Annotated in this window: 29 protein-coding genes; 11 read left to right on the forward strand and 18 right to left on the reverse strand. The window is 62.0% G+C overall.

The features are described 5' to 3' along the window. Positions 1 to 126 precede the first annotated feature (126 nt). Positions 127 to 690 carry a DUF2459 domain-containing protein gene (locus tag E4656_RS17565; protein WP_167856118.1) on the forward strand — a complete coding sequence of 188 codons (564 nt, stop codon included), beginning with the start codon at positions 127 to 129 and terminating at the stop codon, positions 688 to 690. 3 nt (positions 691 to 693) lie between these two features. Here the strand turns inward: E4656_RS17565 and E4656_RS17570 are convergent, their stop codons facing one another. The 3 genes from E4656_RS17570 to E4656_RS17580 are packed head-to-tail and all read right to left on the reverse strand — an operon-like array spanning position 694 to position 2,016. Beyond that, positions 694 to 1,371: a SanA/YdcF family protein gene (locus E4656_RS17570; protein WP_135484624.1), complete on the reverse strand. Its 678-nt coding sequence runs from the start codon at positions 1,369 to 1,371 to the stop codon at positions 694 to 696. Further along, positions 1,364 to 1,738 (reverse strand): hypothetical protein, encoded by a 375-nt coding sequence (locus E4656_RS17575; RefSeq protein WP_135484625.1) that lies wholly within the window; start codon positions 1,736 to 1,738, stop codon positions 1,364 to 1,366. Before E4656_RS17575 ends, E4656_RS17570 begins: the two co-directional genes overlap by 8 nt. Next, positions 1,738 to 2,016 (reverse strand): hypothetical protein, encoded by a 279-nt coding sequence (locus tag E4656_RS17580; RefSeq protein WP_135484626.1) that lies wholly within the window; start codon positions 2,014 to 2,016, stop codon positions 1,738 to 1,740. Before E4656_RS17580 ends, E4656_RS17575 begins: the two co-directional genes overlap by 1 nt. Before the next feature lie 84 nt (positions 2,017 to 2,100). Here E4656_RS17580 and dapE point away from each other — a divergent pair, with 84 nt between their 5' ends. Then, on the forward strand, positions 2,101 to 3,237 hold the full coding sequence (dapE, locus tag E4656_RS17585; RefSeq protein WP_135484627.1) for a succinyl-diaminopimelate desuccinylase: 1,137 nt from the start codon (positions 2,101 to 2,103) through the stop codon (positions 3,235 to 3,237). 9 nt (positions 3,238 to 3,246) lie between these two features. Here the strand turns inward: dapE and E4656_RS17590 are convergent, their stop codons facing one another. Further along, on the reverse strand, positions 3,247 to 4,323 hold the full coding sequence (locus E4656_RS17590; RefSeq protein ID WP_135484628.1) for an aldose epimerase family protein: 1,077 nt from the start codon (positions 4,321 to 4,323) through the stop codon (positions 3,247 to 3,249). 162 nt (positions 4,324 to 4,485) lie between these two features. On the opposite strand from E4656_RS17590, the gene E4656_RS17595 reads away from it, so the two are divergent. Further along, on the forward strand, positions 4,486 to 4,983 hold the full coding sequence (locus E4656_RS17595) for a GNAT family N-acetyltransferase (protein WP_135484629.1): 498 nt from the start codon (positions 4,486 to 4,488) through the stop codon (positions 4,981 to 4,983). 37 nt (positions 4,984 to 5,020) lie between these two features. On the opposite strand, the gene E4656_RS17600 is transcribed toward E4656_RS17595, so the two are convergent. From E4656_RS17600 to E4656_RS17660, 13 genes are all read right to left on the reverse strand, one after another. Then, a complete protein-coding gene (locus tag E4656_RS17600) occupies positions 5,021 to 5,677 on the reverse strand; it encodes a ChrR family anti-sigma-E factor (RefSeq protein ID WP_135484630.1) in 657 nt (218 codons plus the stop codon). Beyond that, positions 5,670 to 6,242, reverse strand: a complete 573-nt coding sequence (locus tag E4656_RS17605; RefSeq protein ID WP_167856119.1) for a sigma-70 family RNA polymerase sigma factor — start codon at positions 6,240 to 6,242, stop codon at positions 5,670 to 5,672. Before E4656_RS17605 ends, E4656_RS17600 begins: the two co-directional genes overlap by 8 nt. Before the next feature lie 130 nt (positions 6,243 to 6,372). Continuing rightward, positions 6,373 to 6,939: a ribosome biogenesis factor YjgA gene (gene yjgA, locus E4656_RS17610; RefSeq protein WP_135484632.1), complete on the reverse strand. Its 567-nt coding sequence runs from the start codon at positions 6,937 to 6,939 to the stop codon at positions 6,373 to 6,375. A gap of 5 nt (positions 6,940 to 6,944) precedes the next feature. Then, positions 6,945 to 7,214, reverse strand: a complete 270-nt coding sequence (locus tag E4656_RS17615; RefSeq protein WP_135484633.1) for an HPr family phosphocarrier protein — start codon at positions 7,212 to 7,214, stop codon at positions 6,945 to 6,947. Further along, positions 7,211 to 8,071, reverse strand: coding sequence for an RNase adapter RapZ (rapZ, locus tag E4656_RS17620; protein ID WP_135484634.1), 861 nt, complete (start codon positions 8,069 to 8,071; stop codon positions 7,211 to 7,213). Before rapZ ends, E4656_RS17615 begins: the two co-directional genes overlap by 4 nt. A 15-nt stretch (positions 8,072 to 8,086) precedes the next feature. Continuing rightward, complete coding sequence (gene ptsN, locus E4656_RS17625; RefSeq protein WP_135484635.1) at positions 8,087 to 8,539, reverse strand: PTS IIA-like nitrogen regulatory protein PtsN; 453 nt, start codon at positions 8,537 to 8,539, stop codon at positions 8,087 to 8,089. A 6-nt stretch (positions 8,540 to 8,545) separates the two neighbouring features. After that, complete coding sequence (hpf, locus tag E4656_RS17630) at positions 8,546 to 8,851, reverse strand: ribosome hibernation-promoting factor, HPF/YfiA family (RefSeq protein WP_135484636.1); 306 nt, start codon at positions 8,849 to 8,851, stop codon at positions 8,546 to 8,548. Between the two features lie 163 nt (positions 8,852 to 9,014). After that, positions 9,015 to 10,514 carry an RNA polymerase factor sigma-54 gene (locus E4656_RS17635; protein WP_135484637.1) on the reverse strand — a complete coding sequence of 500 codons (1,500 nt, stop codon included), beginning with the start codon at positions 10,512 to 10,514 and terminating at the stop codon, positions 9,015 to 9,017. Between the two features lie 65 nt (positions 10,515 to 10,579). Continuing rightward, the gene (gene lptB, locus E4656_RS17640) at positions 10,580 to 11,308 is read right to left on the reverse strand and encodes an LPS export ABC transporter ATP-binding protein (protein ID WP_135484638.1); all 729 of its coding nucleotides are present in this window, start codon (positions 11,306 to 11,308) and stop codon (positions 10,580 to 10,582) included. Next, entirely contained in the window at positions 11,262 to 11,864 is a 603-nt protein-coding gene (gene lptA, locus E4656_RS17645; RefSeq protein WP_167856120.1) for a lipopolysaccharide transport periplasmic protein LptA, read from the reverse strand. The genes lptB and lptA overlap by 47 nt, the downstream gene beginning before the upstream one ends. Further along, positions 11,854 to 12,426 carry an LPS export ABC transporter periplasmic protein LptC gene (lptC, locus tag E4656_RS17650; RefSeq protein WP_135484640.1) on the reverse strand — a complete coding sequence of 191 codons (573 nt, stop codon included), beginning with the start codon at positions 12,424 to 12,426 and terminating at the stop codon, positions 11,854 to 11,856. The genes lptA and lptC overlap by 11 nt, the downstream gene beginning before the upstream one ends. Further along, a complete protein-coding gene (locus E4656_RS17655; protein ID WP_135484641.1) occupies positions 12,426 to 13,400 on the reverse strand; it encodes a KpsF/GutQ family sugar-phosphate isomerase in 975 nt (324 codons plus the stop codon). Before E4656_RS17655 ends, lptC begins: the two co-directional genes overlap by 1 nt. Beyond that, the gene (locus E4656_RS17660) at positions 13,397 to 14,371 is read right to left on the reverse strand and encodes a calcium/sodium antiporter (protein WP_167856121.1); all 975 of its coding nucleotides are present in this window, start codon (positions 14,369 to 14,371) and stop codon (positions 13,397 to 13,399) included. The genes E4656_RS17655 and E4656_RS17660 overlap by 4 nt, the downstream gene beginning before the upstream one ends. 130 nt (positions 14,372 to 14,501) lie before the next feature. On the opposite strand from E4656_RS17660, the gene E4656_RS17665 reads away from it, so the two are divergent. The 6 genes from E4656_RS17665 to malZ all read left to right on the forward strand — a co-directional run bounded on the left by E4656_RS17665 (position 14,502) and on the right by malZ (position 21,135). After that, positions 14,502 to 14,723, forward strand: coding sequence for a BolA family protein (locus tag E4656_RS17665; RefSeq protein WP_135484643.1), 222 nt, complete (start codon positions 14,502 to 14,504; stop codon positions 14,721 to 14,723). A gap of 4 nt (positions 14,724 to 14,727) precedes the next feature. Then, positions 14,728 to 15,990, forward strand: a complete 1,263-nt coding sequence (gene murA, locus E4656_RS17670) for a UDP-N-acetylglucosamine 1-carboxyvinyltransferase (protein ID WP_135484644.1) — start codon at positions 14,728 to 14,730, stop codon at positions 15,988 to 15,990. Between the two features lie 22 nt (positions 15,991 to 16,012). Then, on the forward strand, positions 16,013 to 16,675 hold the full coding sequence (gene hisG, locus E4656_RS17675; protein ID WP_135484645.1) for an ATP phosphoribosyltransferase: 663 nt from the start codon (positions 16,013 to 16,015) through the stop codon (positions 16,673 to 16,675). Between the two features lie 42 nt (positions 16,676 to 16,717). Continuing rightward, positions 16,718 to 18,031 (forward strand): histidinol dehydrogenase, encoded by a 1,314-nt coding sequence (gene hisD / locus E4656_RS17680; RefSeq protein WP_135484646.1) that lies wholly within the window; start codon positions 16,718 to 16,720, stop codon positions 18,029 to 18,031. A 13-nt stretch (positions 18,032 to 18,044) separates the two neighbouring features. Next, positions 18,045 to 19,151, forward strand: a complete 1,107-nt coding sequence (gene hisC, locus E4656_RS17685) for a histidinol-phosphate transaminase (RefSeq protein ID WP_135484647.1) — start codon at positions 18,045 to 18,047, stop codon at positions 19,149 to 19,151. 175 nt (positions 19,152 to 19,326) lie between these two features. Beyond that, complete coding sequence (gene malZ, locus E4656_RS17690) at positions 19,327 to 21,135, forward strand: maltodextrin glucosidase (protein WP_135484648.1); 1,809 nt, start codon at positions 19,327 to 19,329, stop codon at positions 21,133 to 21,135. Here the strand turns inward: malZ and E4656_RS17695 are convergent, their stop codons facing one another. Continuing rightward, complete coding sequence (locus tag E4656_RS17695) at positions 21,136 to 21,969, reverse strand: AraC family transcriptional regulator (RefSeq protein ID WP_135484649.1); 834 nt, start codon at positions 21,967 to 21,969, stop codon at positions 21,136 to 21,138. It abuts the gene before it with no gap. A 118-nt stretch (positions 21,970 to 22,087) separates the two neighbouring features. On the opposite strand from E4656_RS17695, the gene E4656_RS17700 reads away from it, so the two are divergent. Together E4656_RS17700 and E4656_RS17705 are read left to right on the forward strand one after the other, a co-directional pair. Continuing rightward, entirely contained in the window at positions 22,088 to 23,467 is a 1,380-nt protein-coding gene (locus E4656_RS17700) for an MATE family efflux transporter (RefSeq protein ID WP_135484650.1), read from the forward strand. Positions 23,468 to 23,557: 90 nt separating this feature from the next. Next, positions 23,558 to 24,316, forward strand: coding sequence for a Nif3-like dinuclear metal center hexameric protein (locus E4656_RS17705; protein ID WP_135484651.1), 759 nt, complete (start codon positions 23,558 to 23,560; stop codon positions 24,314 to 24,316). Positions 24,317 to 24,337: the final 21 nt, after the last annotated feature.

The raw sequence follows: 24,337 nt of genomic DNA on the forward strand, positions 1-24,337 counted from the left end.
CCTCGAGAGGCTGGCCTATGTTGAAGGTATTGCAGGCGTATCGAGGTGCCTATGTGGCAGGGGAACAGCAGAGCACCGGGTTGGCTTCGTCTGAGCGGACGGTGGCTCGCTGTGATGGGGGTCGGCATGCTGCTGATGCTGCCCGCAGTGGCCAGCGAGGTGCACGTGACCCGCTACAGCTGGCATACCGGCATAGTGATCGCCGCCGAGGACCTGACTGCAGCGCTCGACTTTGTGCCGGATCACCTTGGCGAGGCGCCCTACTATGAATTTGGCTGGGGGGATGCGGAGTATTATCAGCGTGGTGAGGACAGCCCCTGGCTGATGGCACCGGCGGCCCTGTGGCCGACCGATTCGGTGATGCATGTGGTGGCGCTGCCGGACCATCCGGAGCGCTATTTTCCGGCCAGTGAGGTCGAGCACCTGACGGTGGATCAGGAGGGCATGGAGGCCATGAACGACTTTATCGCTGACTCCTTTGCACGCACCGAGGACGGGGCGGTGGAACCCGGTGGCCCGGGACTCTATGCTGACAGCCTGTTCTTTACCGGTGAAGGGCGCTTCCACCTGCGCCGCACCTGCAATACCTGGACGGTCGAGGTGCTGGCTGCCGCCGGATTGCCGATAGAGCCCGCTGGCATCATCCGGGCCAGCAGCGCCATGGACGCCATCAGGGCCATGGAACTCTGATTGTCAGGGATGCAGCATGGGCGTCCGGGTCCGGCGCAGCACGTGAATGTCGATCATGGCTGAAACCCGTGCCAGTACTTCGCGCGCGCGCACCCTGGCATGCCAGTTCAGGGGCGCATCAGCGGCGACAAACCCCTGTGCATCGATCCCTGCCGCCTGGGCCTGGTAGAGGGCCCGCTCCAGGTGGAAGCGCTGGCTGATGATGATGATGTCGGTCTGACCGAATTCGGTCTGCAGGCGCTGTACGGAATTCAGGGTGCGAATGCCGCCGCCATCACGCAGGATGATCTGCGCCGGTATGCCGCGCTGTATCAGGTCATCCCGCATCATGCCCGGTTCGTCATAAAAGGGGGTGCTGTGGTCGCCGGAAGCAATCACCTGCTCGATCATGCCGGCCTGATAAAGCTGCACCGTGGCATCGATACGGGCCTGGTAGAACGGGTTCAGACCGCCGCCGGGGTAAAACTTGGCGGTGCCCAGTACCACACCGTAATCGGTCGGGCGCAACTGTTCCAGGTCGCTGGTCAGCTTGCCTCTGGCTTGCAGTGAAATCCATACATCAATGGCGGCGATACAGATCAGAATCAGGCCGAGGCCGCTCAGCGCTGCAAAGAGGAGCCGGCGCAGCCAGGCCCAGAAGCCGGACGGGCGTCGGATATCGAAATTGTGTTGTTTAGCCATCCTGCCAGATTACCGTCTCTACGCCGTTGATAGTGACTTCCAGAAAACGATCGGGGTCATCACCTTCCTGCCAGCCGCCGTCGGTACAGCGGGCCCGACCGCCCAGATGCGCCACGGCAGCGCGCGCGCAGTCCAGATCAGTGGCCCAGGGCGTGCGCTCCGAATTGAACCATACAGAAGTCCAGCCGCCCCGGGTCACCAACAGCAGCGGTATGATGACACCGTTGACGGCGAGCCGATAACGCAGCACCTTGTTGCGGTCGCTGCTGTTCACCGGCTCAGGGGCCCGTCCGAACACAGTCCGCAACCACTGGCAGATAGCCTGCGGGTCGGTGTCAGGCAGGTAGATTTCGATGTCGCTCTGCATCAATCGTCCGACAGAAAGTATTTCAGCAATTTAAACAGGCCAATACACAAATAGCCATAGATTGCGCGCAGGGCACCGATGGCGGCGATCAGTACGCCAAGGGCGGCCACCAGTTCCTGCTGGAGTGATGGCGTCAGCAGGCGTTCCGACATGATGATCAGGAACAGGCCGCCCATCAGCAGCAGGCTGCCGGAGGTGAACAGTGACCAGTGCCGGGCTGCCTGGCTGGCCTGTCGCCTGAGCCAGTCGCGCAGGCGGCGGGTTGGGGTTGCTGTCATGACGAACGGGGGCTGCCTGTTGAGGAAATGACGACTTTGCTATACTCGCGCGCTCATTGTACAGATTTGGTGACAGACTTGCCCATGACCCCGACGATAGAGCTGGCTCAGGCCCTGATTCGCGAGACCTCCATTACCCCCGAAGATGGCAACTGTCAGCCCATGATGCGCGAGCGTCTGCAGCGTGCCGGCTTTCGGTGTGAGGACATGAATTTCGAGAACGTCACCAATTTCTGGGCCATCCGGGGTGACAGCGGGCCGCTGCTGGCCTTTGCCGGTCACACCGATGTGGTGCCGGTCGGGGATGAGAGCCAGTGGACGCATCCGCCCTTCGCCGCCAGGCTGGTCGACGGCTATCTGCATGGCCGGGGCGCCGCCGACATGAAGGGCTCGCTGGCCGCCATGGTGGTGGCCGCCGAGCGCTTTGTGGAAGCCCATCCAGATCATGACGGGCGCATCGGCTTTCTGATTACCAGTGACGAGGAAGGCGATGCCTACCATGGTACCGTCAAGGTGGTGGAAGCGCTGAAGGCCAGAGGGGACAATATCGACATGGCACTGGTCGGTGAGCCCTCCAGTACCGAAGTCGTGGGTGATGTGATCAAGAACGGGCGCCGCGGGTCCATGCTGGGCTACCTGACCGTGCATGGTCGCCAGGGGCATGTGGCCTATCCGCATCTGGCGGACAATCCGGTGCACCGGCTGGCGCCGGCACTGGCAGAGCTGGCGGCCACGGAATGGGATCAGGGCAACGAATATTTTCCCGCCACCAGTTTTCAGGTGGCCAACATGAACAGCGGCACCGGGGCCACCAATGTGATTCCGGGTGAGGCGCGTGTGCAATTCAGTTTTCGCTATTCCACCGAGGTCACTGCCGAGCAACTGCAGGAGCGGATGCGGGCCATTCTGGACCGGCATGACCTGAACTATCGGCTTGATTTCGAGGTCAAGGGGCTGCCCTTTCTGACCGACGAGGGCTCGTTGGTCGAAGCCGCAGTGCGCGCGGTAGAAACCGTCCGCGGCCGGCCGCCGGTGCTGTCTACGGCCGGCGGCACCTCGGACGGCCGCTTTATTGCCAGCATCATGAATTCACAGGTGGTGGAACTGGGCCCGATCAACCGCACCATCCATCAGGTTGATGAATGTGTGCGTGCGGCCGATCTGGACCAGTTGACCGAGATGTACTTTCAACTGCTGGTGGCGCTGTTTGTCCGGCGCTGAGCGCCTGCGTCAGTCTTCGACGCCAAAGCGATAGACCAGGGTCTGCCGGTAGGGCCGGTCAGGTGTAATCACGCAGGTCGGGAACCCGGGCTGGTTCGGCGTATCCGGGAAGTGCTGCGGCTCGCAGCAGAAGGCCTGGTGATTGTCATAGGGGCGGTCGGGCTCCGGCCCCGGCTGGCCGCCCATGAAATTGCCGGTATAGAACTGCATGCCGGGCTGCGTGCTGCTGATGCGCAGCGTGCGGCCCGTGAGCGTGCTGTGCGCTATGGCCATGTCGAGCAACTGCTCCGTGTTCTCGGTGGTGAACACATAGTTGTGATCATAGCCCTGGGTCGCCTGCAGCGCCTCTGGCTGGCCTTCCACCACCATGCCGACATCCTGGGCCTGACGCAGGTCAAAGGGGGTGCCGGCCACATCCAGCAGACGCCCGGTGGGCAGGTTGCCCGGCCCGGTCTCGGTGATCTGACGGGCCGGTATGCGCATATGGTGACCGCGCAGCCCCTGATAGTGGGCCCCATGCAGGTTGAAGTAGGCATGGTTGGTCATGTTGACGACGGTCGGGGCATCGGTTTCGGCGTAGTAGGCGATCTGCAGGGTGCGATCCGCCAGCAGGCTGTAGCGTACCCGGGCCACCACGGTACCGGGGAAGCCGCCTTCACCGGCCACAGAGCGATAGGTGAACTTCAGCGACGGCCCGCTGTCGGTATCCAGGATATCGGCTTGCCAGAGCTGCCGATGCCAGCCCTCGCCGCCGTGCAGTTGATTGTCGCCCTCGTTGGCCACCAGGCTGTGCTCGGTACCGTCCAGCGTGAAGCGGGCCCCGGCGATGCGGTTGGCATAGCGACCGACGGTGGCGCCCATGTAGGCCGGGTTGGCTACAAAGTGTTCTGCCAGGCGCGGTGCGCACAGGATATCATCAGGCTGACCCTGAGCATCCGGCACCCGCAGCCGGTACAGGCTGGCGCCGGCGTCGGTGATTTGCACCTCGATGCCGTCACGCTGCAGCGTGTATACGGTCGGGTTGCAGCCCGGGTGGTGGCCGATCATGGGCTGTTGGCTGATTGCGGCCTGGGCAGGGGTTGCCATGCAATTCTCCAAGTGTTGGTCAGGGCTGGACTCGGCCGATTCTAGCCGCTCTGCCGGAGACTGGCAAAGCCGGACTGGCAGGCGAATGGCTTGCAGCAGCAGGGCGGCCGGTTAAACTGCGTTCTGGTATCACAACTATTGAAGCAGGAGGCAGGTCAGCCCATGTTTATTGACGGCCAGCGTACAGCGGCAAACGGATACGAATCTCCACCGGGCTCGGTGGTCTGGCGGGCTGATCCGTTTGCGGCGCTGTCGACGCACAGCCTGTATGCCATTCTGAAAGCACGGGTCGATATCTTTGTGGTGGAGCAGATCTGCCCCTACCCCGAACTGGACGATGAAGATCAGACTGCACTGCATTTGCAGGGCTGGAACGCCGAAGGCCTTGCGGCTTATGCGCGCATCCTGCCACCGGACAGTGCTGGCAGGGTCTGGATTGGTCGGGTTCTGGTGCCGGCCGCGAGCCGCCGTTCCGGGGCCGGCAAGGAACTGATGCAGCAGGCGCTGGCGGTCACCCGGAATCACTTTCCCGGATGTCCCATCTGGATCGGGGCGCAGCTCCGGTTGCGCGGGTTCTATCAGGCGCTGGGTTTTCGGGCCGAGGGTCTGCCCTATCTGGAAGACGACATTCCTCATATCAAAATGAGTCACGCCAGTTGACAGGCGATGGGTGCAACGCACCCACTGGCCAGCCGACTCAGCTCAGGAAGGGGTTCATCCAGCGCCACTTCCAACTGGTCATTTTCAGCGGATCTTCAGTCACGGTCAGACAGATGCACTCTTCACTTTCGGCCGCTACCGGTTCGTGCTCGTGATCGGCATCACGGTGCAGGTAGTCACCCGGGTTGTAGTCCCCCAGAGCGTCGGAAAAACCGCCCTTGAGCACCACTGTGTATTCGGAGCCCCGGTGTGTGTGGCGTGGAATGCGGCCGCCGGGACGAATCCGGTGCAACGAGATCTTCGGCCCCTGCGGGCTGAGCTCGATATCGCACACCTGCAGGTGGGGCAGCAGCTTGCGCCAGGGCAGGGCGTCGAAGCCCCTGGGCACCAGTTTCTGCAGCGGCGCCGGCACCTCCGGGTGTCGATAGTAGCGGCCAACTTCCTCGCGCCGTGCCCGATGGACTGGCTCGTCATTCTGAATGGAAGCCAGTGTGGCCTGCAGCAGGTCTTCACCGACCGGCTCACCGGGCAGATCATCCAGCAGGACGCCCCCCAGCGCTTCCAGACGCTGCACGGCCTGCTGGCATTCCTTGCAATAGTGCAGGTGTACCGAGATCAGAAGTGTCTCGTGATAGCTCAGCGTGCCGGCGACATATTCGGCCAGCTTGGTCTGATCAGGGTGAAAATTACTCATGGCTATCAACCTCCAGGCCGACGCGCAGCTTCTTCAGCGCCAGGCGGATACGCGATTTTACTGTACCCAAAGGCAGGTTGAGGTCTTCTGCCGCCTCCTGGTGTGACTTGTCCTCCAGGAAAACCTTGCCGATCACCTGCCGTTGATCGACTGGCAGTTGGGCGATGCCAAGGCGAATCTGTCGCTCCATATTGCTCTGTGCTACCCAGTCTGATCCGTCGCCCTCGGTATGTGGCTCCAGCCACAGGTCATCGGACGACAGGGTGGTGTGGTGTTTGCTCTGGCGCCGCAGCAGATCAACCCGCAGATTACGGGCGATGGTAAACACCCATGTAGTTGCCGAGGCCTTGGAGCGATCAAACAGGTGTGCCTTGCGCCAGAGGTTGGTCATGGTTTCCTGCACCAACTCATCGGCCAGCGCCTCGCCCATGCCGGTCAGGCCGCTGGAGCGGGCATAGCCCTTGATCTGGGGCGCAAAATGATTGAATAGATGAACAAAGGACTTACGGTCCTGATGCTCAGCAATGGCTTCCAGGCAATCTGCCCATTCGTCAGTTGCTGTCACGGTCCGGGTACCGCCTGTTTTTGTTGTGTGTCTACTCATCATCATGAGACAGCCTTCGGTTGTTTGCCAGAATTACGGCGGCTATTTACAACCGGATCATGTGCAGGTGCCTTGCGAGTGTAAAGGTCGCTCAGCCGGGGAACTGTTCAGTGATGGCGGTACGCAGGGTCTGCAGCAATCGCTTGCGGTTTTTCTGCAGTGTCGGACTGGGCGGTGCCTCTGCAGGCTGCTTTTTGAGTTCGCGCTGCGTGTTCATTATCAGTTGTCTGAGCGCCTGCCGATCTACCTCGGGGTAGTCTTCGAGGAAACGGGTCAGCGCCGCGCTGTCCTGCAGCAGGTCATCACGCCAGCGCTCTGCCAACTGGTTGATCTGCCGGAAGGTATCGCTGTCCGGATCGAACAGCGCCAGGCGGCTGCTCAGCAGGTCGAGGTCCAGCTTCTGCAGCAGGCGGCTGACATGACGGGTCTGCCGGCGCACGGCATCCGGCTTGGTGAGCCGGCGTGCTTCCCGCACCGCCTGCACTACCGGAGAGGGCAGCTCCAGACTCTGCAGGCGGCTCTGGGACAGCCCGATCAACTGTTCTGCCAGGGCTTCGGTGCGCTGAGCCTCGCGTTTCATCTCCGACTTGGAGACCCATTCGATCTCGTCGTCTGCCGGGAGTTCGTACGGCGACGGCCGTTCTGATGAAGTGCTCATGCCGGTTATTCACCTTCCTCAAAATAATTGTCGATCAGGGCCTTGACAGCCGCGAACGCCGCTTCTTCATCCGGGCCTTCCACTTCAACCAGAATTTCCGTGCCCTGGCTGGCGGCCAGCATCATGATGGACATGATGCTCTTGGCGTCGGCCCGCTGGCCTGCCTTCTCGATCTGGATACTGGATTCGAACTGCTGCGCCACTGCATTGAGCTTGGCCGAGGCGCGGGCATGCAGGCCCAGTTTGTTGATGATGGTGACAGACTCGCGGATCATGACAGAGTGGATTTCAGCTCACGGTGACGGACCTGCACGGTCAGTTCTTCCTGCCGATAGGTACGCCCCAGATGCTGGGCAATAAAGACCGAGCGATGCTGGCCGCCGGTGCAGCCGATGGCAATGGTCAGGTAGGAGCGATTGTTGGCTTCGTAGGCGGGTAGCCAGCGGTCCAGATAGCCCTCTATGCTGCCGATCATGTCATGCACATCGGGTTCCTGATGCAGAAATTTCTGTACCGGCTCATCCAGGCCCGAAAACTTGCGCAGGGCCGGGTCCCAGTAGGGGTTGGGCAGGCAGCGGACATCGTAGACCAGGTCGGCATCATGCGGCACGCCGTGCTTGAAACCGAATGACATGAACAGCAGCGCCATCTTCTGGCGGCTGGTGCCGGACACCCGGGTCTTGACCTGGTCACGCAGTTCGTAGATCGACAGCCCCGTGGTGTCTATATTCAGTTGTGCCATGTTGATGATGGGATCGAGCAGTTCCCGCTCATTGCGGATGGCTTCCATCAGTGACACCGAGTCACTGGTCAGCGGGTGCTTGCGGCGGGTCTCCGAAAAGCGCTTGGACAGGGTTTCATCCTGCGCATCCAGGTAGACGATATCCAGACTGAGCGCGGCGGGCAACTGACGCACGATGTCGGGGAAACGCTGCAGCGATTTCAGTGCATTGCGGGCATCAATGCAGATGGCCACCTTTTCGCCCAGATGACCTGCCTGCATGTCTCTGGCCAGCTCGGGCAGGAGGGTGACCGGCAGATTGTCGATGCAGTTGTAGCCGACATCTTCCAGCACGTTGAGCGCGCTGCTTTTGCCGGAGCCGGAACGGCCACTGATCAGAACGAGTTCCATGGTGGTGTGGGTGCCTCAGTCGCGAACGAAGGCGTTGAACAGCGCCTCCGGGGTGTCTGCTGCCCGCAGTCTGGTCAGTCGGTCATCATCACTGAATCGTTCGGCAATGCGAGACAGCAGCTGCAGATGCTCGTTGCTGGCTTCCTGCGGGACGACGAGCGCGAACAGCAGATCGACCTTTTTCTGATCCATGGCATCAAAGTCGATGGCTTCGGCCAGACGCACCAGCATCCCCACGGGTTGCCGGCAGCCCTCCAGCCGGCAGTGGGGAATGGCGACACCATTGCCGAAGCCGGTGGAGCCCAGACGCTCGCGCTCATTGAGACTGGTGAATATCTGATCAGCCTGCAGGCCGGGTTCCGCCTGTTGCAGGTGTTCGCTGATCAGCTCGAGGGCCTTCTTTTTGCTGTTGCCGGGCGCACCCACCAGGGTGCGCTCGACAGTCAGGATGTGCTCGAGATCGGTCATAAAGTATCAGCGGCCATTACCGTGGGCACGGTTGACGGCCTTTTCCTTGTGTTTAAGCAGTTGTCGGTCCAGTTTGTCGATCATCAGGTCGATGGCCGCATACATGTCGTCATGCTCGGCGTCGGCAAACAGCTGACCGCCCTTGATGTTGACAGAAGATTCGGCTTTCTGCCGCTGTTTTTCTACGCTCAGGGTCGTCTGCACATTGCTGATCTGATCAAAGTGTCGCTCGAGGCGATCCATCTTGGTGTTGACATACTCACGCAGAGCGTCAGTCAGTTCCACATGGTGACCACTGATGTTGATTTGCATAGATTGACTCCTTCTGACGGATGTCGTGGCACCGCGATCCACTGGCCTCGGTGCCGTTGGTTGAACCCTGACCGGACCCGCAGCAGCCAGTTCCGGTCCGTGTCTGAAGCGGCTACCTCTATTGATAAGTGTAGCTGCTTTGCAGATCAACTACAGCATTTGATCAGACCAGACTTTTGCGCTCATTTGACGGCGGAATGCCCATGGCCTCCCGGTATTTGGCGATGGTGCGCCGGGCCACGTTAATGCCCTGATCCTTGAGCAGGTTGGCGATCTTGCTGTCACTCAGTGGCTTGCGGGTATTCTCCGCATCAACCAGCTTGCGGATCAGCGCCCGGATGGCCGTGGAGGAGCATTCGCCGCCGCTGTTGGTGCTGACATGGCTGGAGAAGAAGTACTTGAGTTCGAACACGCCACGCGGTGTGTGCATGTATTTCTGCGTGGTGACACGGGAGATGGTGGACTCGTGCATCTCGACCGCCTCGGCGATGTCATGCAGGACCAGCGGCTTCATGGCTTCCTCGCCAAACTCGAGGAATCCTTTCTGGTGCTCCACAATCTGGGTGGCCACCTTGAGCAGGGTCTCGTTGCGGCTCTGCAGGCTCTTGATGAACCACTTGGCTTCCTGCAGGTTGTCCTTGATATAGGTGTTGTCGGCACTGTTGTCGGCGCGGCGGATCATGGAGGCGTAGTCACTGTTGACGCGCAGACGGGGGGCAATTTCCGGATTGAGCTCGACGCGCCAGCGCTGACGCTCCTGATCCTTGGTGACGACGACATCGGGAATGACATACTCGGAGTCGCCACTGGCGATGACGGAACCTGGGCGCGGGTTGGTCTGCTGAATCAGCAACAGGGTATCGCGCAGTTGATCTTCCTTGATGCGCATCTTGCGCATGATCTGCTGGTAGTCCTTGCTGACCAGCAGCGCCGTGTGTTCATTGACCAGTTGCACCGCCTCCCTGACCAGCGGCGTGCCCTCCGGGAACTGCTGTAGCTGAATGGTCAGGCATTCACTGAGCGTGCGGGCGCAGACACCGGCGGGTTCGAACTGCTGCAGCCGATGCAGCACGGCCACCATTTCATCCATTTCCAGCGGATCGCCGTCATGGCTCAGGTCATCGACCAGGCCGCTGTGAATGTCTTCCAGCGTCGATGACAGCAGGCCCGAAGGCTCGACCGAATCGAGAATGGCGCGGGCAATGATCTGGTCGCGCTCACTCATCGGGGTCAGGTTGAGCTGCCACATCAGGTGGTCGTAGAGGTCATCCCCGGTAACAGTCTGATTCTCGAAGTTGTAGTCATCATCCGGGCCGGGTGCTGACGCCGATGTGGGCGTATGCTGATAGATATCATCCCAGTTGCTGTCGACCGCCAGATTCTCCGGTATGCGCTCTTCCCAGTTCAGTTCCGGAGATTCTTCTGTCTGTGCCTCTGCCGCTTCCTGCTGGGCATTGCGGTCATAGTCGGTATTGTCCGAGGGCAGGTCGGGTTTCTCGGGGAGCACTTCCTCCTCGACTTCCAGCAGCGGGTTGGAATCCAGTGCTGACTGAATTTCCTGCTGCAGATCGAGTGTCGAAAGTTGTAACAGTCGAATAGCCTGTTGCAGTTGCGGCGTCATGGTCAACTGCTGACTCATCTTTAACTGCAGACTGGTCTTCATAATGCTCCTGATACAGCCTCAAGTTGGCCCAGGCTGGTCATGCCAACGGATAATTGAAAACGGGTTTACAGGCGGAAGTTTTCGCCCAGATAGACTTCGCGAACTTTCTGGTTGGATAGTATATCGTCGGCACCGCCCTCTGCAATTATAGTACCACCTCCAACGATGTAAGCACGCTCGCAGATATCCAGGGTTTCACGCACATTGTGATCGGTGATGAGTACCCCAATGCCCTTGTCCCGCAAGTGGTAGACAATGCTCTTGATGTCTGTCACCGAAATCGGGTCAACGCCGGCAAAGGGTTCGTCGAGCAGAATGAAGTCGGGCTCCGAAGCCAGGGCGCGGGCGATTTCGACGCGCCGCCGCTCGCCTCCGGACAGCGCAATGCCCTGGCTGTCGCGAATATGGGTAATGGTGAACTCCTCCAGCAGCGCTTCCATCTTCTCGCGGCGCTGGGCCCGGGTCAGTTCCTTGCGCAGTTCCAGCACGGCCATCAGGTTCTGGGCCACGGTCAGCTTGCGAAACACGGACGCTTCCTGCGGCAGATAGCCCAGGCCGAGCCGGGCGCGTTTATGCATCGGCAGGCCGGTGATGGAACGGTCATCCAGCAGGATGTCACCGCCGTCGACCGGCACCAGACCAACGATCATGTAGAAGCAGGTGGTCTTGCCGGCGCCGTTGGGACCCAGCAGGCCGACGACCTCACCGGTGGCTACCGACAGAGACACATCGGTAACAACCCGGCGTTTACCGTATTGCTTCGCAAGATGACGGGCGCTGAGCTGCTTCGGCATCGGGGCTGAGTTCCTCTTCTGTGTCTTCGGAGTCGGGGATCAGACACATGCTGACCCGCGCCCCGGTGGAACCGTCCGGGGCCTGACGGTCGGATTCGAATTCCTCTGTTTCCAGGTCGTAGCGGATGTAATGGGCGGTCACCAGATTGCGGCCCTGCTGCAGTCGGGCTTCTCCGGTAGCGGTGATATAGCCTGCTTCAGCATCATAGATGACCTCGTGCCCGAACAGATGGGTGTAGGGCTGATCTTCCTGCAGACGGTCCGAAACCCGGGCCGGTTCCGCGCCGAAGGCCTCCATGCGCCGGACCTCGTTGGTGTCCGTGCGGTAGATGCGGACCTCGTCGCCGACAATGATCATGGCGCCCTGGGTGATGCGAACATCACCCAGATAGACGATTTCATTGGCGGCTAGGTTACCCCGGTTGCGGTCTGCCTCTATATCGATCGGCAGCTCCCGGTCGCCGGGCAGCGCACTGACGCCGGCCGCCAGACCCCCGAGCACAAGGGCTGCGGCCAGTGGGCGTGCCAGCCAGTGCCGGCTGCGCTCAGCGGTCATCTTGCGCCGACTCCGGAATGATGCGGGTACGCACGTCCTCATGCAGTTCGAACTCCTGCGCGGTAAAATTCAGGGTCATGCCAACGGCTGTGGTGAACAGCCGGTCCGTCTGTTCGATCCGGACCGGCCATTGCGTTTGTGCTATGTCCGACAGCGTATCATATTCCAGATACTCCGTATGGATCAGTGCCGCGTCAGCGGCACCCGGGTTGTTGATGATCAGTACATTGTCAGACAGCGTCCACAGGTTGCCTGCCAGCAGCTCGGCAAAGTCGGCCCTCAGTTCCTGCTGGTCGTCGTCCCGTTGTTGCCAGAGCTGCGGCAGCACCAGCTCCAGGCGGTCATCAGCTTCAAAATAGCGCGCCTGCGAAGCATGCAGGGTGGAACGCCAGGTGCCATCCGCTGCCGTGGTGATCTGGCGCAGGCCGTCCATGATCAACTGGGGCGGAGTGGCGGTTGGCTCATCCGTCTCGGGCGGCGCGTCGGGTGTCTGCCAGTTGAGCAGCAGGATGCCGATACCCACTGCCAGGGCGGCAAACAGGAGGGCCAGCCAGCGGCTCATCAGGCGACTCCGGCACGCAGGAGGTCATGCATGTGAACCACGCCCAGTATGGGGCCATCCTGTTCGGCAACAATCAGTGACGTGATCTGCGCCTGCTCCATGCGGAACAGGGCCTCGGCCGCCAGCGCACCCGGATCAATGGTTTTGCCCCCGGAGTGCATGACATCCCGGATACGGGCACTGTGCAGGTCCAACTGCCGCTCGAAGGTGCGCCGCAGATCGCCGTCGGTGTAGACTCCGAGCAGGTGGCCTTCAGTGCTGGTAATGGTGGTCATGCCCATGCCCTTGCGGGTCATCTCCAGCAGGGCTTCCTGCAACGAGGCGTCGGCACCGACACGCGGCACCCGGTCGCCGGTCTGCATGATATCGGCGACTTTGAGCAACAGACGTTTGCCCAGGCTGCCGCCGGGATGAGAAAAGGCGAAATCTTCGGCCGAGAAACCGCGCGCTTCCAGCAGGGCGATCGCCAGGGCGTCACCCAGAACCAGGGCCGTGGTGGTGCTGGAGGTGGGCGCCAGGTTCAGCGGGCAGGCCTCGACATCCACACCGCTGTCGAGGGCAGCGTCGGCTTCCTGCCCCAGGGTGGACTCGACCTGGCCGGTGATCGCGATGACACCGATGCCCAGCCGCTTGATGGCGGGCAGCAGGGCGATGATTTCGTGGGTTTCACCGCTGTTGGACAGGGCAATGATGATGTCCTGGCGCGTGATCATGCCCAGATCACCATGGCTGGCCTCACCGGGATGCATGAAGAAGGACGGGGTGCCGGTACTGGCCAGGGTGGCGGCAATCTTGTTGCCCACATGACCGGATTTGCCCATGCCGGTGACCACCACGCGCCCCCGGGTTTGCAGAATCAGCTCGCAGGCCCTGATGAACTGTTCATCCAGGCGTTCTGTCAGTGCCGTCAGGGCCTCGGCTTCCATGGTGATGGTCCGTCGCGCGGCCGTCAGGTAGTCGTGGTTGGAGGTCATGCAATCAGGGCCCTGTAGTTGAGTAGCAGGTAAAGTCCGTACAGTGCGAGCAATGGCAAGGCATAGATGCGTGGTATGGGTTGTCGGCGGCGGCTGTAGACCGCAATCAGCAGCAACAGCAGGCCTCCGGTCAGCAGCAAGAACACATAGTCACGTTGCCAGACGGCCGCGTCCAGCGGCCCGGGTCCTATCATACCAGCAACCCCGATCACGGCGAATATATTGAATACATTCGAGCCCAGAAGATTGCCCAGCGTCATGCCGTGATGCCGTTTCAGTGTACTGCTGATCGCGGTGGCCAGTTCCGGCAGGCTGGTGCCGAGCGCCACTATGGTGGCGCCGATCACCAGTTCGTTGAGGCCCAACTGGCGGGCTGTGGAAACGGCGCCCCAGACCAGAAGCTGGGCGCCGGCCAGCAGCAGCACAAGGGTGAACACCAGTACCGCGGACAGCCGCCAGGGCGAACCGGTCGCGGTCAGCTCGCCGACGGCAGTTTGCTGCAGCTCTCTGGCCAGCCGGCGATCCCGGCGCGCCTGATGCGCCGTGCCGGCCAGAAAGACCAGCAGCCCGAACAGCAGCAGGCCCGCTTCCGGGCGCTGCAGATGCAGATCGTAGAGCGCCACGCCCAGCGCGGCCATGGCCAGCAGCAGGGCAATGGACTGCCGGCCAGCCAGACCCGGCATGGCCGGCTGGGCCGCCAGGATCAGGACCAGCCCCAGGACCAGGCCGATATTGGCAATATTGGACCCCTGAGCATTGCCCAGAGCCACACCCAGGCTGCCCTGCCAGGCCGCGCTGCCGGAGACCAATACTTCCGGGGCGCTGGTGCCGAGGGCCACCACGGTGAGCCCCACCGCCAGTGACGATACACCCAGGCGCAACGACAGCGCCGCCGCCGCCGCAACGAAGCGATCGGCGCTCCAGATCAGCACCACCAGCCCGGCGCCAAAGGCCAGCATTGGAATAAGCATGGGTTCAGTCCAGCCAGTCGTGACCAAAGGCCGCATTAGACGGTAATTCGGGGGTAACCTGCAACTGCTCCGGTGGTGAACGGAGCGCATTTACCCTATAATGCCAGCCCTTTTATCAGTGAGGTGTGCCATGACCCCAGAGCAGGTCAAAGAGATTCTGCAAGCCGCGCTTCCGGACTGTACCATTGAGGTCACCGGTGGCGATGCCAAGTTTCATGTTCGGGCCCGGGGCGAGGTGTTTCAGGGCAAGATGCCGGTGAAGCAGCAGCAGATTGTCTATGGACACCTGAATGAACACATCCGGAGCGGCGCCATTCACGCGGTGACGATGGATCTGGGAGCGGCGGACTGAACCCATGGACAAGTTGTTGATTACCGGCGGAGAACCCATCTCCGGCAGCATCCGTATCTCGGGTGCCAAGAACGCTGCCCTGCCCATACTGGCGGCCACACTGTTGACCGATGAACCGGTTACCCTGCGCAATCTGCCCCACCTGAATGACATCACCACCATGATCGAGCTGCTGGTGTGCATGGGCGTGGAGGTACTGATCAATGAGGACATGGGGGTCCAGATCAATGCCGGGACGCTGAAGGACTGCACCGCGCCCTATTCACTGGTAAAGACCATGCGCGCCTCGATACTCGTGCTCGGGCCGCTGCTGGCGCACTATGGCGAGGCGAATGTATCGCTGCCCGGCGGTTGTGCCATCGGCAGTCGGCCGGTCGATCTGCACCTGCGTGGCATGGAGGCACTCGGGGCCACGGTGGCGATGGAAGATGGCTATATCAAGGCCCGGGTCGACGGACGACTGCAGGGCGCCAAGTACTTTTTTGATACGGTATCGGTGACCGGCACCGAGAACGTTCTGATGGCGGCGGTGCTGGCGGAAGGCGAAACCGTGATCGAAAACGCAGCCCGTGAACCGGAGGTGGTCGACCTGGCCAATTGCCTGGTCGCCATGGGCGCGCAGATTGAAGGCATCGGCACCGACACCATGGTGATACAGGGTGTCGAGAAGCTGCACGGGTGTGACCACACCGTCTGTCCGGACCGCATCGAGGCCGGTACCTATCTGGTCGCCGGGGCCATTTCCGGTGGTCGCGTGAAGCTGAAGAATGTCGACCCGAAAACCATGGAAGCCGTGCTGCGCAAACTGCAGGAAGCGGGTGCGCTCATCGAGACCGACGACAACAGCATTACACTGGACATGGAAGGGCGGCGGGCCAAGGCCGTCAACGTGACCACGGCACCCTATCCGGCCTTTCCCACCGACATGCAGGCGCAGTTCACTGTCCTCAATGCGGTGGCCGAGGGGACCGGTACGGTCGAGGAAACCATCTTCGAAAATCGCTTCATGCACATTCAGGAACTGAGCCGGATGGGCGCTGACTGCACCATCAAGGGCAATGCGGTCATCATTTCCGGTGTCGAGCGGCTGAAGGCGGCACCGGTCATGGCGACCGACCTGCGCGCCTCGGCCAGCCTGGTGCTGGCCGGCCTGGTGGCGGAAGGCGAAACCATGGTGGATCGTATCTATCACATCGACCGTGGTTACGAATGTATTGAAGAGAAGTTGCAGCAACTGGGCGCGGTGATTCGCCGCGTGGCCGGCTGAGCAGGAGTACAGAGCGGCTATCATGATTGACCAGGCCTCAGGTTCACCCATCACCATTGCACTCTCCAAGGGGCGCATATTGAAGGAAACGCTGCCGCTGCTGGCGCAGGCGGGTATTGAACCCGCCGAGAACATCCATACCAGTCGCAAGCTGATATTCGAAACCAATCAGCCCGGGGTGCGACTGATCGTGATCCGGGCCACTGACGTACCCACCTATGTGGAGTACGGAGTGGCTGATCTGGGCGTTTCCGGCAAGGACGTGCTGATGGAGCACGGCGCGCAGGAAATGTACGAGCTGCTGGACCTGAACATCGCCCGCTGCCGGCTGATGACGGCGGCCCTGAAAGGGCATGTGATGCCGGAAGGGCGCATGCGGGTGGCGACCAAATTCGTCCAGGTGGCCCGGCGCTATTACGCCGAAAAGGGTCGGCAGGTCGACATCATCAAGCTGTATGGCGGCATGGAGCTGGCTCCCATTCTGGATCTGGCCGACTGTATCGTCGATATCGTCGACACAGGCGGCACGCTGCGTGCCAATGGCCTGGAGCCGCTGGACCATATTGCCGACATATCCACCCGCCTGGTGGCATCCAGAGCCGGATACAAGACCAAGGCTGCACGCCTGCAGCCGATTGTCGATCAGTTGCAGCGCGCGGTCAGTCAGGCCGGCAAGGCAGCCTGATTCAACCTTTCAGCACGCCTCAAGTGAGGGTACGAGCAGAAGATGAGCACCGAGAAAACGCTGATTCAACGACTGAATGCCGCCGACGCCGACTTCCCGGCCGCGCTGCAGAAACTGGTGGCCTGGGAAGGCGTGTCCGATGCTGCCGTCAATCAGACCGTGCAGAACATCATTGCCGATGTGCGGCGGCGCGGCGATGCCGCCGTCATCGAATACACCAACAAGTTCGATCGCACCGAGTTCACCGACATGAGCGCCATGACGCTCGAGCGCGCCGATCTGGAAGCCGCCTGGGGGCGCCTGTCCACGACCCTGCAGCAGGCGCTGGAGATTGCCGTCGCCCGGGTGCGGGAGTTTCACCAGCGGCAGTGCCAGACCGACTGGCAGTATACGGATGCCTCCGGCACTGTGCTCGGCCAGCGGGTCACCCCGGTCGACCGCGTCGGTGTCTACGTACCGGGTGGCTCGGCACCGCTGGCCAGCTCGGTAGTGATGACGGCGGTCACGGCCAAGGTGGCCGGGGTGCCGGAAGTCATCATGGCGCACCCGACCCCGGACGGTGATATGCAGGATTTCGTGCTGGCTGCGGCTTATCTTTCCGGAGTCGATCGGGTCATTACCATGGGTGGCGCGCAGGCCATTGCCGCTCTGGCCTATGGCACCGAAACCATCCCGGGCGTCGACAAGATAGTGGGGCCGGGCAACATCTATGTGGCCACCGCCAAGCGCTATGTATTCGGTCAGGTCGGCATCGACATGATTGCCGGCCCGTCGGAGATTCTGGTGGTCTGTGACGGCAAGACCGACCCCGACTGGATTGCCATGGACCTGTTTTCGCAGGCCGAGCATGACCCGGATGCGCAGGCCATTCTGGTGTCGCCGGACGCCGACTTTCTGGATCAGGTGGCTGCCTCCATAGACCGTCAGTTGCCGACGCTGGAGCGCGCCGCCATCGCCCGGCAGTCATTGACCGAGCGCGGTGCCCTGATTCTGGTACGTGACCTGGAGCAAGCCATGGACGTGGTCAATCAGGTGGCCCCCGAGCACCTGGAGCTGAGCGTCGAGGACCCGGAGCAGTATCTGCCCCGCATCCGCCACGCCGGCGCCATCTTCCTCGGCCGCTACACCTCGGAAGCCCTAGGTGACTATGTGGCCGGGCCGAACCACGTGTTGCCGACATCGGGTACCGCCCGTTTCAGCTCGCCGCTGGGCGTCTATGACTTCCAGAAGAAGACTTCCATTATCCAGTGCACGGCCGATTCTGCGTCGGAACTGGGGCGCGCGGCCGGACCCCTGGCGCGCGGCGAGCAATTGACAGCACACGCACGCAGTGCCGAACTGCGGATCAAAGACTGAGGTTTTGCGGATTATGACAGCGCACCGTTTGGACAGCGATCAGCTGGAACGACAGATTGAACGCTGGATCCGCCCCGATATTCAGCGGCAGAAAGCCTATCCGGTGCCTTCTGCAGCCGGGCTGATCAAGCTGGATGCCATGGAGAACCCCTACATCTGGCCGGAGGACATGCGGCTGGCCTGGGCCGACACCCTGCGCGAAGTGGCCCTGAATCGCTACCCTTCGGCAGCCGCGGACGAGCTCAAGGCCGATCTGCGCGCCCGCTTCGGGCTGCGTGCGGAATACGACCTGCTGCTGGGCAATGGTTCGGATGAAATCATCCAGCTGATCATGATGGCGGTATCCGGCCCGGATCGGGTGGTGATGGCGCCCCAGCCGGGTTTCGTCATGTTCCGCATGATTGCCGGCTTTCTGCACCTGGATTTTGTAGGGGTGGATCTGGATGCCAACTTCGAACTGGACATGCCGAAGCTGCTGCAGACCATAGAGGCAGAACAGCCGGCCGTGATCTTCCTGGCCCAGCCCAACAACCCGACCGGCAACCTCTGGGGCACGGAGCAGTTGCGGCGGGTCATCGAGGCCGCACCTGGGCTGGTGGTGATCGATGAAGCCTACACAGCCTTCACCGAGGCCGACTATCTGTACCTGCTGGACGACTACGAACATCTGCTGATCATGCGCACCCTGTCCAAGGTCGGACTGGCCGGGTTGCGTCTGGGCGTGCTGATGGGCCGTCCGGCCTGGCTGGAACAGATCGACAAGCTGCGCCTGCCGTACAACATCAATGTGCTGACGCAGGCCAGTGCCCGCTTCGCCCTGGACCACTATGACGTTCTGGCCGAGCAGACAGCGCGCATCTGCAGTGAACGCGAGCGGCTTTACAAGGCACTGCAGGCGCTGCCGCTGGAGAAAGTCTGGCCGTCGGAAGCCAACTTCCTGCTGGTACGCACGCCGGAAGGGCGCGCCCGCGCCTGGTTCGATCAGTGCCGCGCCGAAGGCGTGCTGGTCAAGTGCCTGGATGGCAGCCATCCTCTGCTGCGTGACTGCCTGCGCCTGACCGTGGGTACGCCGGAAGAAAACGCAGCGCTGTTGGCCGCCCTGAGTACCTGCCCGGCCTGAGCCGGCGGCCCTCCGCAGCTCTCCCGCCCCGGGGTTCGAATACCCGGGCCGGGGGTGTAGCGCCGGTCGAGGGTCTGAGTTGGGCCTGATGCTGCCAATTCAATCTGACCCTGCCGCCGCAAAGCCGTTAGCCTGCTCTGCCTGTGATTGCCCGCAAGCAGAATAAGGAACCAGCGTGATCAGGCTCTATCATCAACCGACCCGGGATTTTCTGACCGCCACCGCAGACACCCTGACCCTGCGTCTGCAGACCCCGCCCGATGACTCGATCGCAGCGGTCAGTGCGGCTTGGGTGCGCATCGACCCCGACAATGAAGAGCAACTGCTGCCCATGCAACGCATCAAAGGCGGTGTGGCTGGGCAGTTGTGGGAGGTGGTGATCCCGCAGGACCCGGTGCGCCCACATACGGCCTATGTGTTCAAGGTGGCCGTGGCCGACGACAGGCGCTGGCTCGCGGCTGATGGGGAGCATCCCCGACTGCCGCCGGCGGAAGTGGCCTTCCGCTGGGCCCATGTGGCGCCCCCGGCCTGGGTGTCGGGGCAGATTTTCTACCAGATATTCCCCGACCGTTTCTGCAATGGCGATCCGTCGCTCGATCAGCCGGACGGAGCCTACCACTACCTGGGCCAGCGACCCTTGCGTGCCCGGGCATGGCATGAGCAGCCGCAGCAGGCCGACGGCCCCAACGAGTTCTTTCACGGCGACCTGCCGGGCATAGTGCAGCGCCTGGACTATCTGCAGGAACAGCTCGGTATCACTGCCATCTATCTTAACCCGGTGTTTCACTCGGACTCCAACCACAAGTACGACACCATCGACTACTTCAATGTCGACCCGCGGCTGGGCGGCAACGACGCCCTGATCGAACTGCGCACCCGGACCCGTGAGCGGGGTATCAGGCTGCTACTGGACGGTGTGCTGAATCACACCTCGGTTGAGCACCCGTGGTTTCAGCGTGCCCGGGCCGGTGAATTGCCCTATAGCGGCTACTATCTGGATGCAGACGGCGACTATGCCAGTTGGAAGGGCCACAGTTCGCTGCCGGTGCTGGATTACAGCAATGCAGAAGTGGTCGCGCACTGCTATGCGGGAGACGGCGCGGTACTGCGGCACTGGCTGCGTCCGCCGTACCGGATCGACGGCTGGCGTCTGGATGTCATTCACATGCTGGGCGAGGGCCCGGGTGCGGCCAACAATGCCCATCATGTGGCCGCCATGCGACAGTCCATCAAGGCAGAGAATGCAGAGGCCTATCTGCTCGGCGAGCACTTCTTCGAGGCCACTCAGTGGTTGCAGGGCGATCAGGAGGATGCCGCCATGAACTACTATGGCTTCATGCATCCGCTGTGGATGTTCCTGGCCGGGCGGGACCTGAACCGGGAGCCTTCGACTCTGGACGGCCGGGAGTTTGCGGTCTGGCTGCGCGAAGCGCGGGCCAAGCTGCCGTTCCAGATGGCGCGCTGCCAGCTCAACCTGCTGAACAGCCATGACACGCCCCGGCTGCTGACTCTGCTACAGGGCAATGTCAGACGGATGATCATGGCCATTCGGCTCCAAATGACCTATCTGGGCGTCCCCTGCCTCTATTATGGTGACGAGATCGGCCTGCAAGGCGGGGAAGATCCGGACTGTCGGCGTCCCTTCCCGTGGGATGAACGCGACTGGAATCAGTCCATCCTGCACGCGACCCGCGAAGCCATTGGCTGGCGTCGGGCCTTGCCGGTGCTGAGCGAGGGCGGGGTAACGGATCTGGAAGCGGGGCCGGACCATTGGGTATTTGCCCGGGTCAGTCGGGGCCAGGCGGCTCTGGTCGGGGTCAACCGGGGGACGACCGAGCTGACCCTGAATCTGTCTCTGGCCGGCCTGCCGATTCAGCACGGGCACTGGGTGCGGCAGGGCGGCCAGCAGCGGCTGGCGGCCGACCAGGCTCGGCTGACCCTGCAGCTGCCGACCGAAGCCACCGAATTGTGGGTGTTGCAGTAGTCAGTTGCCCCGGCCTTGTGCCTGGCGCCAGTCCGTCGGTGCCAGGCCGGTATGGCGGCGGAACCAGTGCGTGAAGTTGATGGGGTCATGATAGCCCACACGCTGCCCGACCTGACGGACCTGCCACTCGGTGTAGCGCAGCAGTTCACAGGCCTTTTCCAGGCGCATGGTGCTGAGTTGCTGCATCGGGCTGCAACCGAAGTAGCGGTGGCAGAGCCGGTGCAGGTGGGACGGCGAGTAGTGGACTTCCGCCGCCAGGCTGTCCAGGGTCCAGGGTGCGTGCAGTCGGTCTTCAAGCTGGTTGAACAGGCGCTGCAGGCGCTCCTGTTTGGCATCCCGCCTGGGCTCCTGAGTCACCTCCTCACTCAGCACTTCGGCCAGCATGGCTACCAGGCGCCCGCGTCGGGGCGACTGGGCCTGGTGATACAGGCTCTGCATCAGATGAAACAGACTCCAGCACACCTGGGACGAGAAGACCCCGGCCGGGCGCGTGGTCAGAAACCCCCAGCGATCATTGTCCGGCAGCAGCAGCCAGCAGGTCTGCCATTCCTCACCATCGATTTCGAAACGAAATGGCCTGCGGGCAGGCAGAAAGATGAACTGCCCGGGCTGCACCCGGATCTCCGGCAGCCCGGGCAGGGTGACCTTGCCCTGACCGCCGACGGCAAACACCAGAGTATGGATGTCCGGGTTGCGTCGGCCGACCACATAGGTTCCGCGCAGATGGCTCACGCCGGCCATGCGGAAATCATGCGCGGCCAGCTCGGGGAAATCCTGGCCGGTGATGAATTGTTCGCGGCAGCCCTTGCCCAGGTGGAGCACATCAGCCCACATTGATATTCAGCCTTGGGGAAAAATTCACAGGTGAGTGGCAGGGTATAACATACCGGCTGCAGGCCGGAGCGTCTATTATTCGACGCTTGTCCCGCAACGACACACTGGTCAGATTGTCATGACATCCGCGCTGTCCCGCCGCCCACTGCTGAAAGAGGTGATGACCCTCGCCATCCCGGTGGCCATCCAGTCTGCGCTGGTGGCCGGTCTGGGCATGGCCGATGTGCTGATGGTCAGCGGCCTGGGGGAAACCGCCGTCGGGGCCGTAGGGCTGGGCAGCAAGCTCAACTTTGTGGTGATCCTGATGATGGCCGCCATGGGCACCAGCTGCAGCGTGCTGGTGGCGCAGTATTTCGGTGCCGGGCGCCTGCAACGGGTGCGGGAAATCCTGGCCCTCTGTCTGCTGGTCGGTACCGTGCTGATGCTGCCCATCACCGGGCTGATGATCTGGCAGGCGTCAGCCCTGATGGCGCTGGGTACAGATAATTCACAGGTCATGGATCAGGGCACCCGCTATCTGGTGATCACCGCCTTCTCGCTCTGGCTGACGCAGCTGGTCATCATCTACGAAGGTGCCCTGCGCGCGATCGGCAATACCCGGGTTCCCCTCTATTATGCGGCCGTCACCATCGGCCTGAACGTGATACTGAACTACTGGCTGATCAACGGCGGTCTGGGCGTGCCCGCGCTGGGCGTTGCCGGTGCCGCCCTGGCCACAGTGCTGGCGCGTATCTTCCAGATCAGTTGGATGTTCTGGGGCCAGCAGCGACCCCACAGCCCGCTGCGCCTGCAGCGGGCGGATTTCACCGCCGTATGGTGGAACGGGCTGTTTCCCCAATTCTGGCGCATTTCCTGGCCACTGGTGCTGAATTTCACGCTGTGGGCCATGGGTTCACTGAGCTATCACCTGATTGCAGGCAATATGGGCACGCGCCCGTTGGCGGTCATGAGCCTGCTGGCGCCGGTGGAGGGCATCTATCACAGCCTGTTCTTCGGGGTGACCAATGCCTGCGCCATCATGGTGGGGCAGCGCCTGGGACGCGGCGACTTTGCCGAAACCCGCTATCTGGTGCGCCAGTTTCTGTTGTGGTCGCCGGCCGGGTCCCTGGTGCTGGGGGTCATACTGCTCAGTCTGTCGCCATGGTTCCTGCCGCTGATGAATCTGGATGTCGAAACCCTGACCATGATGCAGTGGGCCTTTGCCGTCATGTGTCTGGGGTTCTGGATCAAGGTCTTCAACATGACGGCCATCCAGGGTGTGTTGCGCTCCGGCGGTGACAGCAAGTTCTGCCTCTATCTGGATATGGGGGCGCTCTGGCTGGTCGGCCTGCCGCTGACTCTGGCGGCGGCTTTCTGGTGGCAGTGGGCTTTCCCCGTGGTGTACGCCATGATTCTGGGTGAAGAGGTGGTCAAGGCCGGCGCCAACCTCTGGCGTATCCGGCAGTACAAGTGGCTGCAGAACCTGGCTGCCGAAGATCGCCCGGCCGCTGTCGAATGAAGAAGAGACGCCGCGCCGACCGATGTTGACCTGAGCGGGCGGGCACAGTTCAATAGAGGCTCATTTTCGTCAATCCGAGTGTGTGCCTCCATGGCTGTTGCCATCCGAGAACTGGATATTCATCTGAATGCGCTGCTTGAGCCCGAAGCCTTCAGGGACTATTGCCCCAATGGTCTGCAGGTGGAGGGGCATCGCCCCATCCGCAAGCTGGTCACCGGTGTCACGGCCAGCCAGGAGTTCCTGGATGCGGCCATTGCCAACAATGCCGATGCGGTGCTGGTCCACCATGGTTATTTCTGGAAGGGTGAAGATCAGCGCATCACCGGCATGAAGCGCCGCCGCATTGCCACTCTGTTCGAGGCCGGGGTGTCACTCTGGGCCTACCATCTGCCGCTGGATGCACATCCGACGCTGGGCAACAATGCGCAACTGGCCAAGCGTCTGGGCTGGAAGGTGACCGGCAGCCTGCGTGACGAAGCCCGGCCCATCGGCAATCGCGGCGTGACGGCGGCACCGCAGGACATCGCCAGCCTGAAGCTGCAACTGGAACAGATTCTCGACTTCAGGCCCATTCACGTGCCGGGCGGCCCGGCAACCGTATCGCATGTGGCCTGGTGTACCGGGGCGGCACAGGGCATGATTCATGATGCAGCGGCGGTGGGCGCGGATGTTTACATCACCGGTGAAATATCGGAGCCGACGGCGCACGCGGCCGCCGAGCTGGGCATTCACTTTCTCGCTGCCGGGCACCATGCAACCGAGCGCTACGGAGTGCAGGCGGTAGGGGAAAAACTGGTGGCCGATTTTGGTATCGACCACCAGTTCATCGACTGCCCGATTCCGGTCTGAGCCGGACCACTTGCCGCTGTC

Origin of the sequence: Natronospirillum operosum (genome assembly GCF_004768465.1) — a bacterium.
Taxonomy (GTDB): domain Bacteria; phylum Pseudomonadota; class Gammaproteobacteria; order Pseudomonadales; family Natronospirillaceae; genus Natronospirillum; species Natronospirillum operosum.

Excerpts from the sequence above, each read along its gene's own strand:
- E4656_RS17565 (WP_167856118.1), top strand. The coding sequence starts at position 127 with ATGCTGCTGATGCTGCCCGCAGTGGCCAGCGAGGTGCACGTGACCCGC.
- E4656_RS17570 (WP_135484624.1), bottom strand. The coding sequence starts at position 1,371 with ATGGCTAAACAACACAATTTCGATATCCGACGCCCGTCCGGCTTCTGG.
- E4656_RS17575 (WP_135484625.1), bottom strand. The coding sequence starts at position 1,738 with ATGCAGAGCGACATCGAAATCTACCTGCCTGACACCGACCCGCAGGCT.
- E4656_RS17580 (WP_135484626.1), bottom strand. The coding sequence starts at position 2,016 with ATGACAGCAACCCCAACCCGCCGCCTGCGCGACTGGCTCAGGCGACAG.
- dapE (WP_135484627.1), top strand. The coding sequence starts at position 2,101 with ATGACCCCGACGATAGAGCTGGCTCAGGCCCTGATTCGCGAGACCTCC.
- E4656_RS17590 (WP_135484628.1), bottom strand. The coding sequence starts at position 4,323 with ATGGCAACCCCTGCCCAGGCCGCAATCAGCCAACAGCCCATGATCGGC.
- E4656_RS17595 (WP_135484629.1), top strand. The coding sequence starts at position 4,486 with ATGTTTATTGACGGCCAGCGTACAGCGGCAAACGGATACGAATCTCCA.
- E4656_RS17600 (WP_135484630.1), bottom strand. The coding sequence starts at position 5,677 with ATGAGTAATTTTCACCCTGATCAGACCAAGCTGGCCGAATATGTCGCC.
- yjgA (WP_135484632.1), bottom strand. The coding sequence starts at position 6,939 with ATGAGCACTTCATCAGAACGGCCGTCGCCGTACGAACTCCCGGCAGAC.
- E4656_RS17615 (WP_135484633.1), bottom strand. The coding sequence starts at position 7,214 with ATGATCCGCGAGTCTGTCACCATCATCAACAAACTGGGCCTGCATGCC.
- rapZ (WP_135484634.1), bottom strand. The coding sequence starts at position 8,071 with ATGGAACTCGTTCTGATCAGTGGCCGTTCCGGCTCCGGCAAAAGCAGC.
- ptsN (WP_135484635.1), bottom strand. The coding sequence starts at position 8,539 with ATGACCGATCTCGAGCACATCCTGACTGTCGAGCGCACCCTGGTGGGT.
- hpf (WP_135484636.1), bottom strand. The coding sequence starts at position 8,851 with ATGCAAATCAACATCAGTGGTCACCATGTGGAACTGACTGACGCTCTG.
- E4656_RS17635 (WP_135484637.1), bottom strand. The coding sequence starts at position 10,514 with ATGAAGACCAGTCTGCAGTTAAAGATGAGTCAGCAGTTGACCATGACG.
- lptB (WP_135484638.1), bottom strand. The coding sequence starts at position 11,308 with ATGCCGAAGCAGCTCAGCGCCCGTCATCTTGCGAAGCAATACGGTAAA.
- lptA (WP_167856120.1), bottom strand. The coding sequence starts at position 11,864 with ATGACCGCTGAGCGCAGCCGGCACTGGCTGGCACGCCCACTGGCCGCA.
- lptC (WP_135484640.1), bottom strand. The coding sequence starts at position 12,426 with ATGAGCCGCTGGCTGGCCCTCCTGTTTGCCGCCCTGGCAGTGGGTATC.
- E4656_RS17655 (WP_135484641.1), bottom strand. The coding sequence starts at position 13,400 with ATGACCTCCAACCACGACTACCTGACGGCCGCGCGACGGACCATCACC.
- E4656_RS17660 (WP_167856121.1), bottom strand. The coding sequence starts at position 14,371 with ATGCTTATTCCAATGCTGGCCTTTGGCGCCGGGCTGGTGGTGCTGATC.
- E4656_RS17665 (WP_135484643.1), top strand. The coding sequence starts at position 14,502 with ATGACCCCAGAGCAGGTCAAAGAGATTCTGCAAGCCGCGCTTCCGGAC.
- murA (WP_135484644.1), top strand. The coding sequence starts at position 14,728 with ATGGACAAGTTGTTGATTACCGGCGGAGAACCCATCTCCGGCAGCATC.
- hisG (WP_135484645.1), top strand. The coding sequence starts at position 16,013 with ATGATTGACCAGGCCTCAGGTTCACCCATCACCATTGCACTCTCCAAG.
- hisD (WP_135484646.1), top strand. The coding sequence starts at position 16,718 with ATGAGCACCGAGAAAACGCTGATTCAACGACTGAATGCCGCCGACGCC.
- hisC (WP_135484647.1), top strand. The coding sequence starts at position 18,045 with ATGACAGCGCACCGTTTGGACAGCGATCAGCTGGAACGACAGATTGAA.
- E4656_RS17695 (WP_135484649.1), bottom strand. The coding sequence starts at position 21,969 with ATGTGGGCTGATGTGCTCCACCTGGGCAAGGGCTGCCGCGAACAATTC.
- E4656_RS17700 (WP_135484650.1), top strand. The coding sequence starts at position 22,088 with ATGACATCCGCGCTGTCCCGCCGCCCACTGCTGAAAGAGGTGATGACC.
- E4656_RS17705 (WP_135484651.1), top strand. The coding sequence starts at position 23,558 with ATGGCTGTTGCCATCCGAGAACTGGATATTCATCTGAATGCGCTGCTT.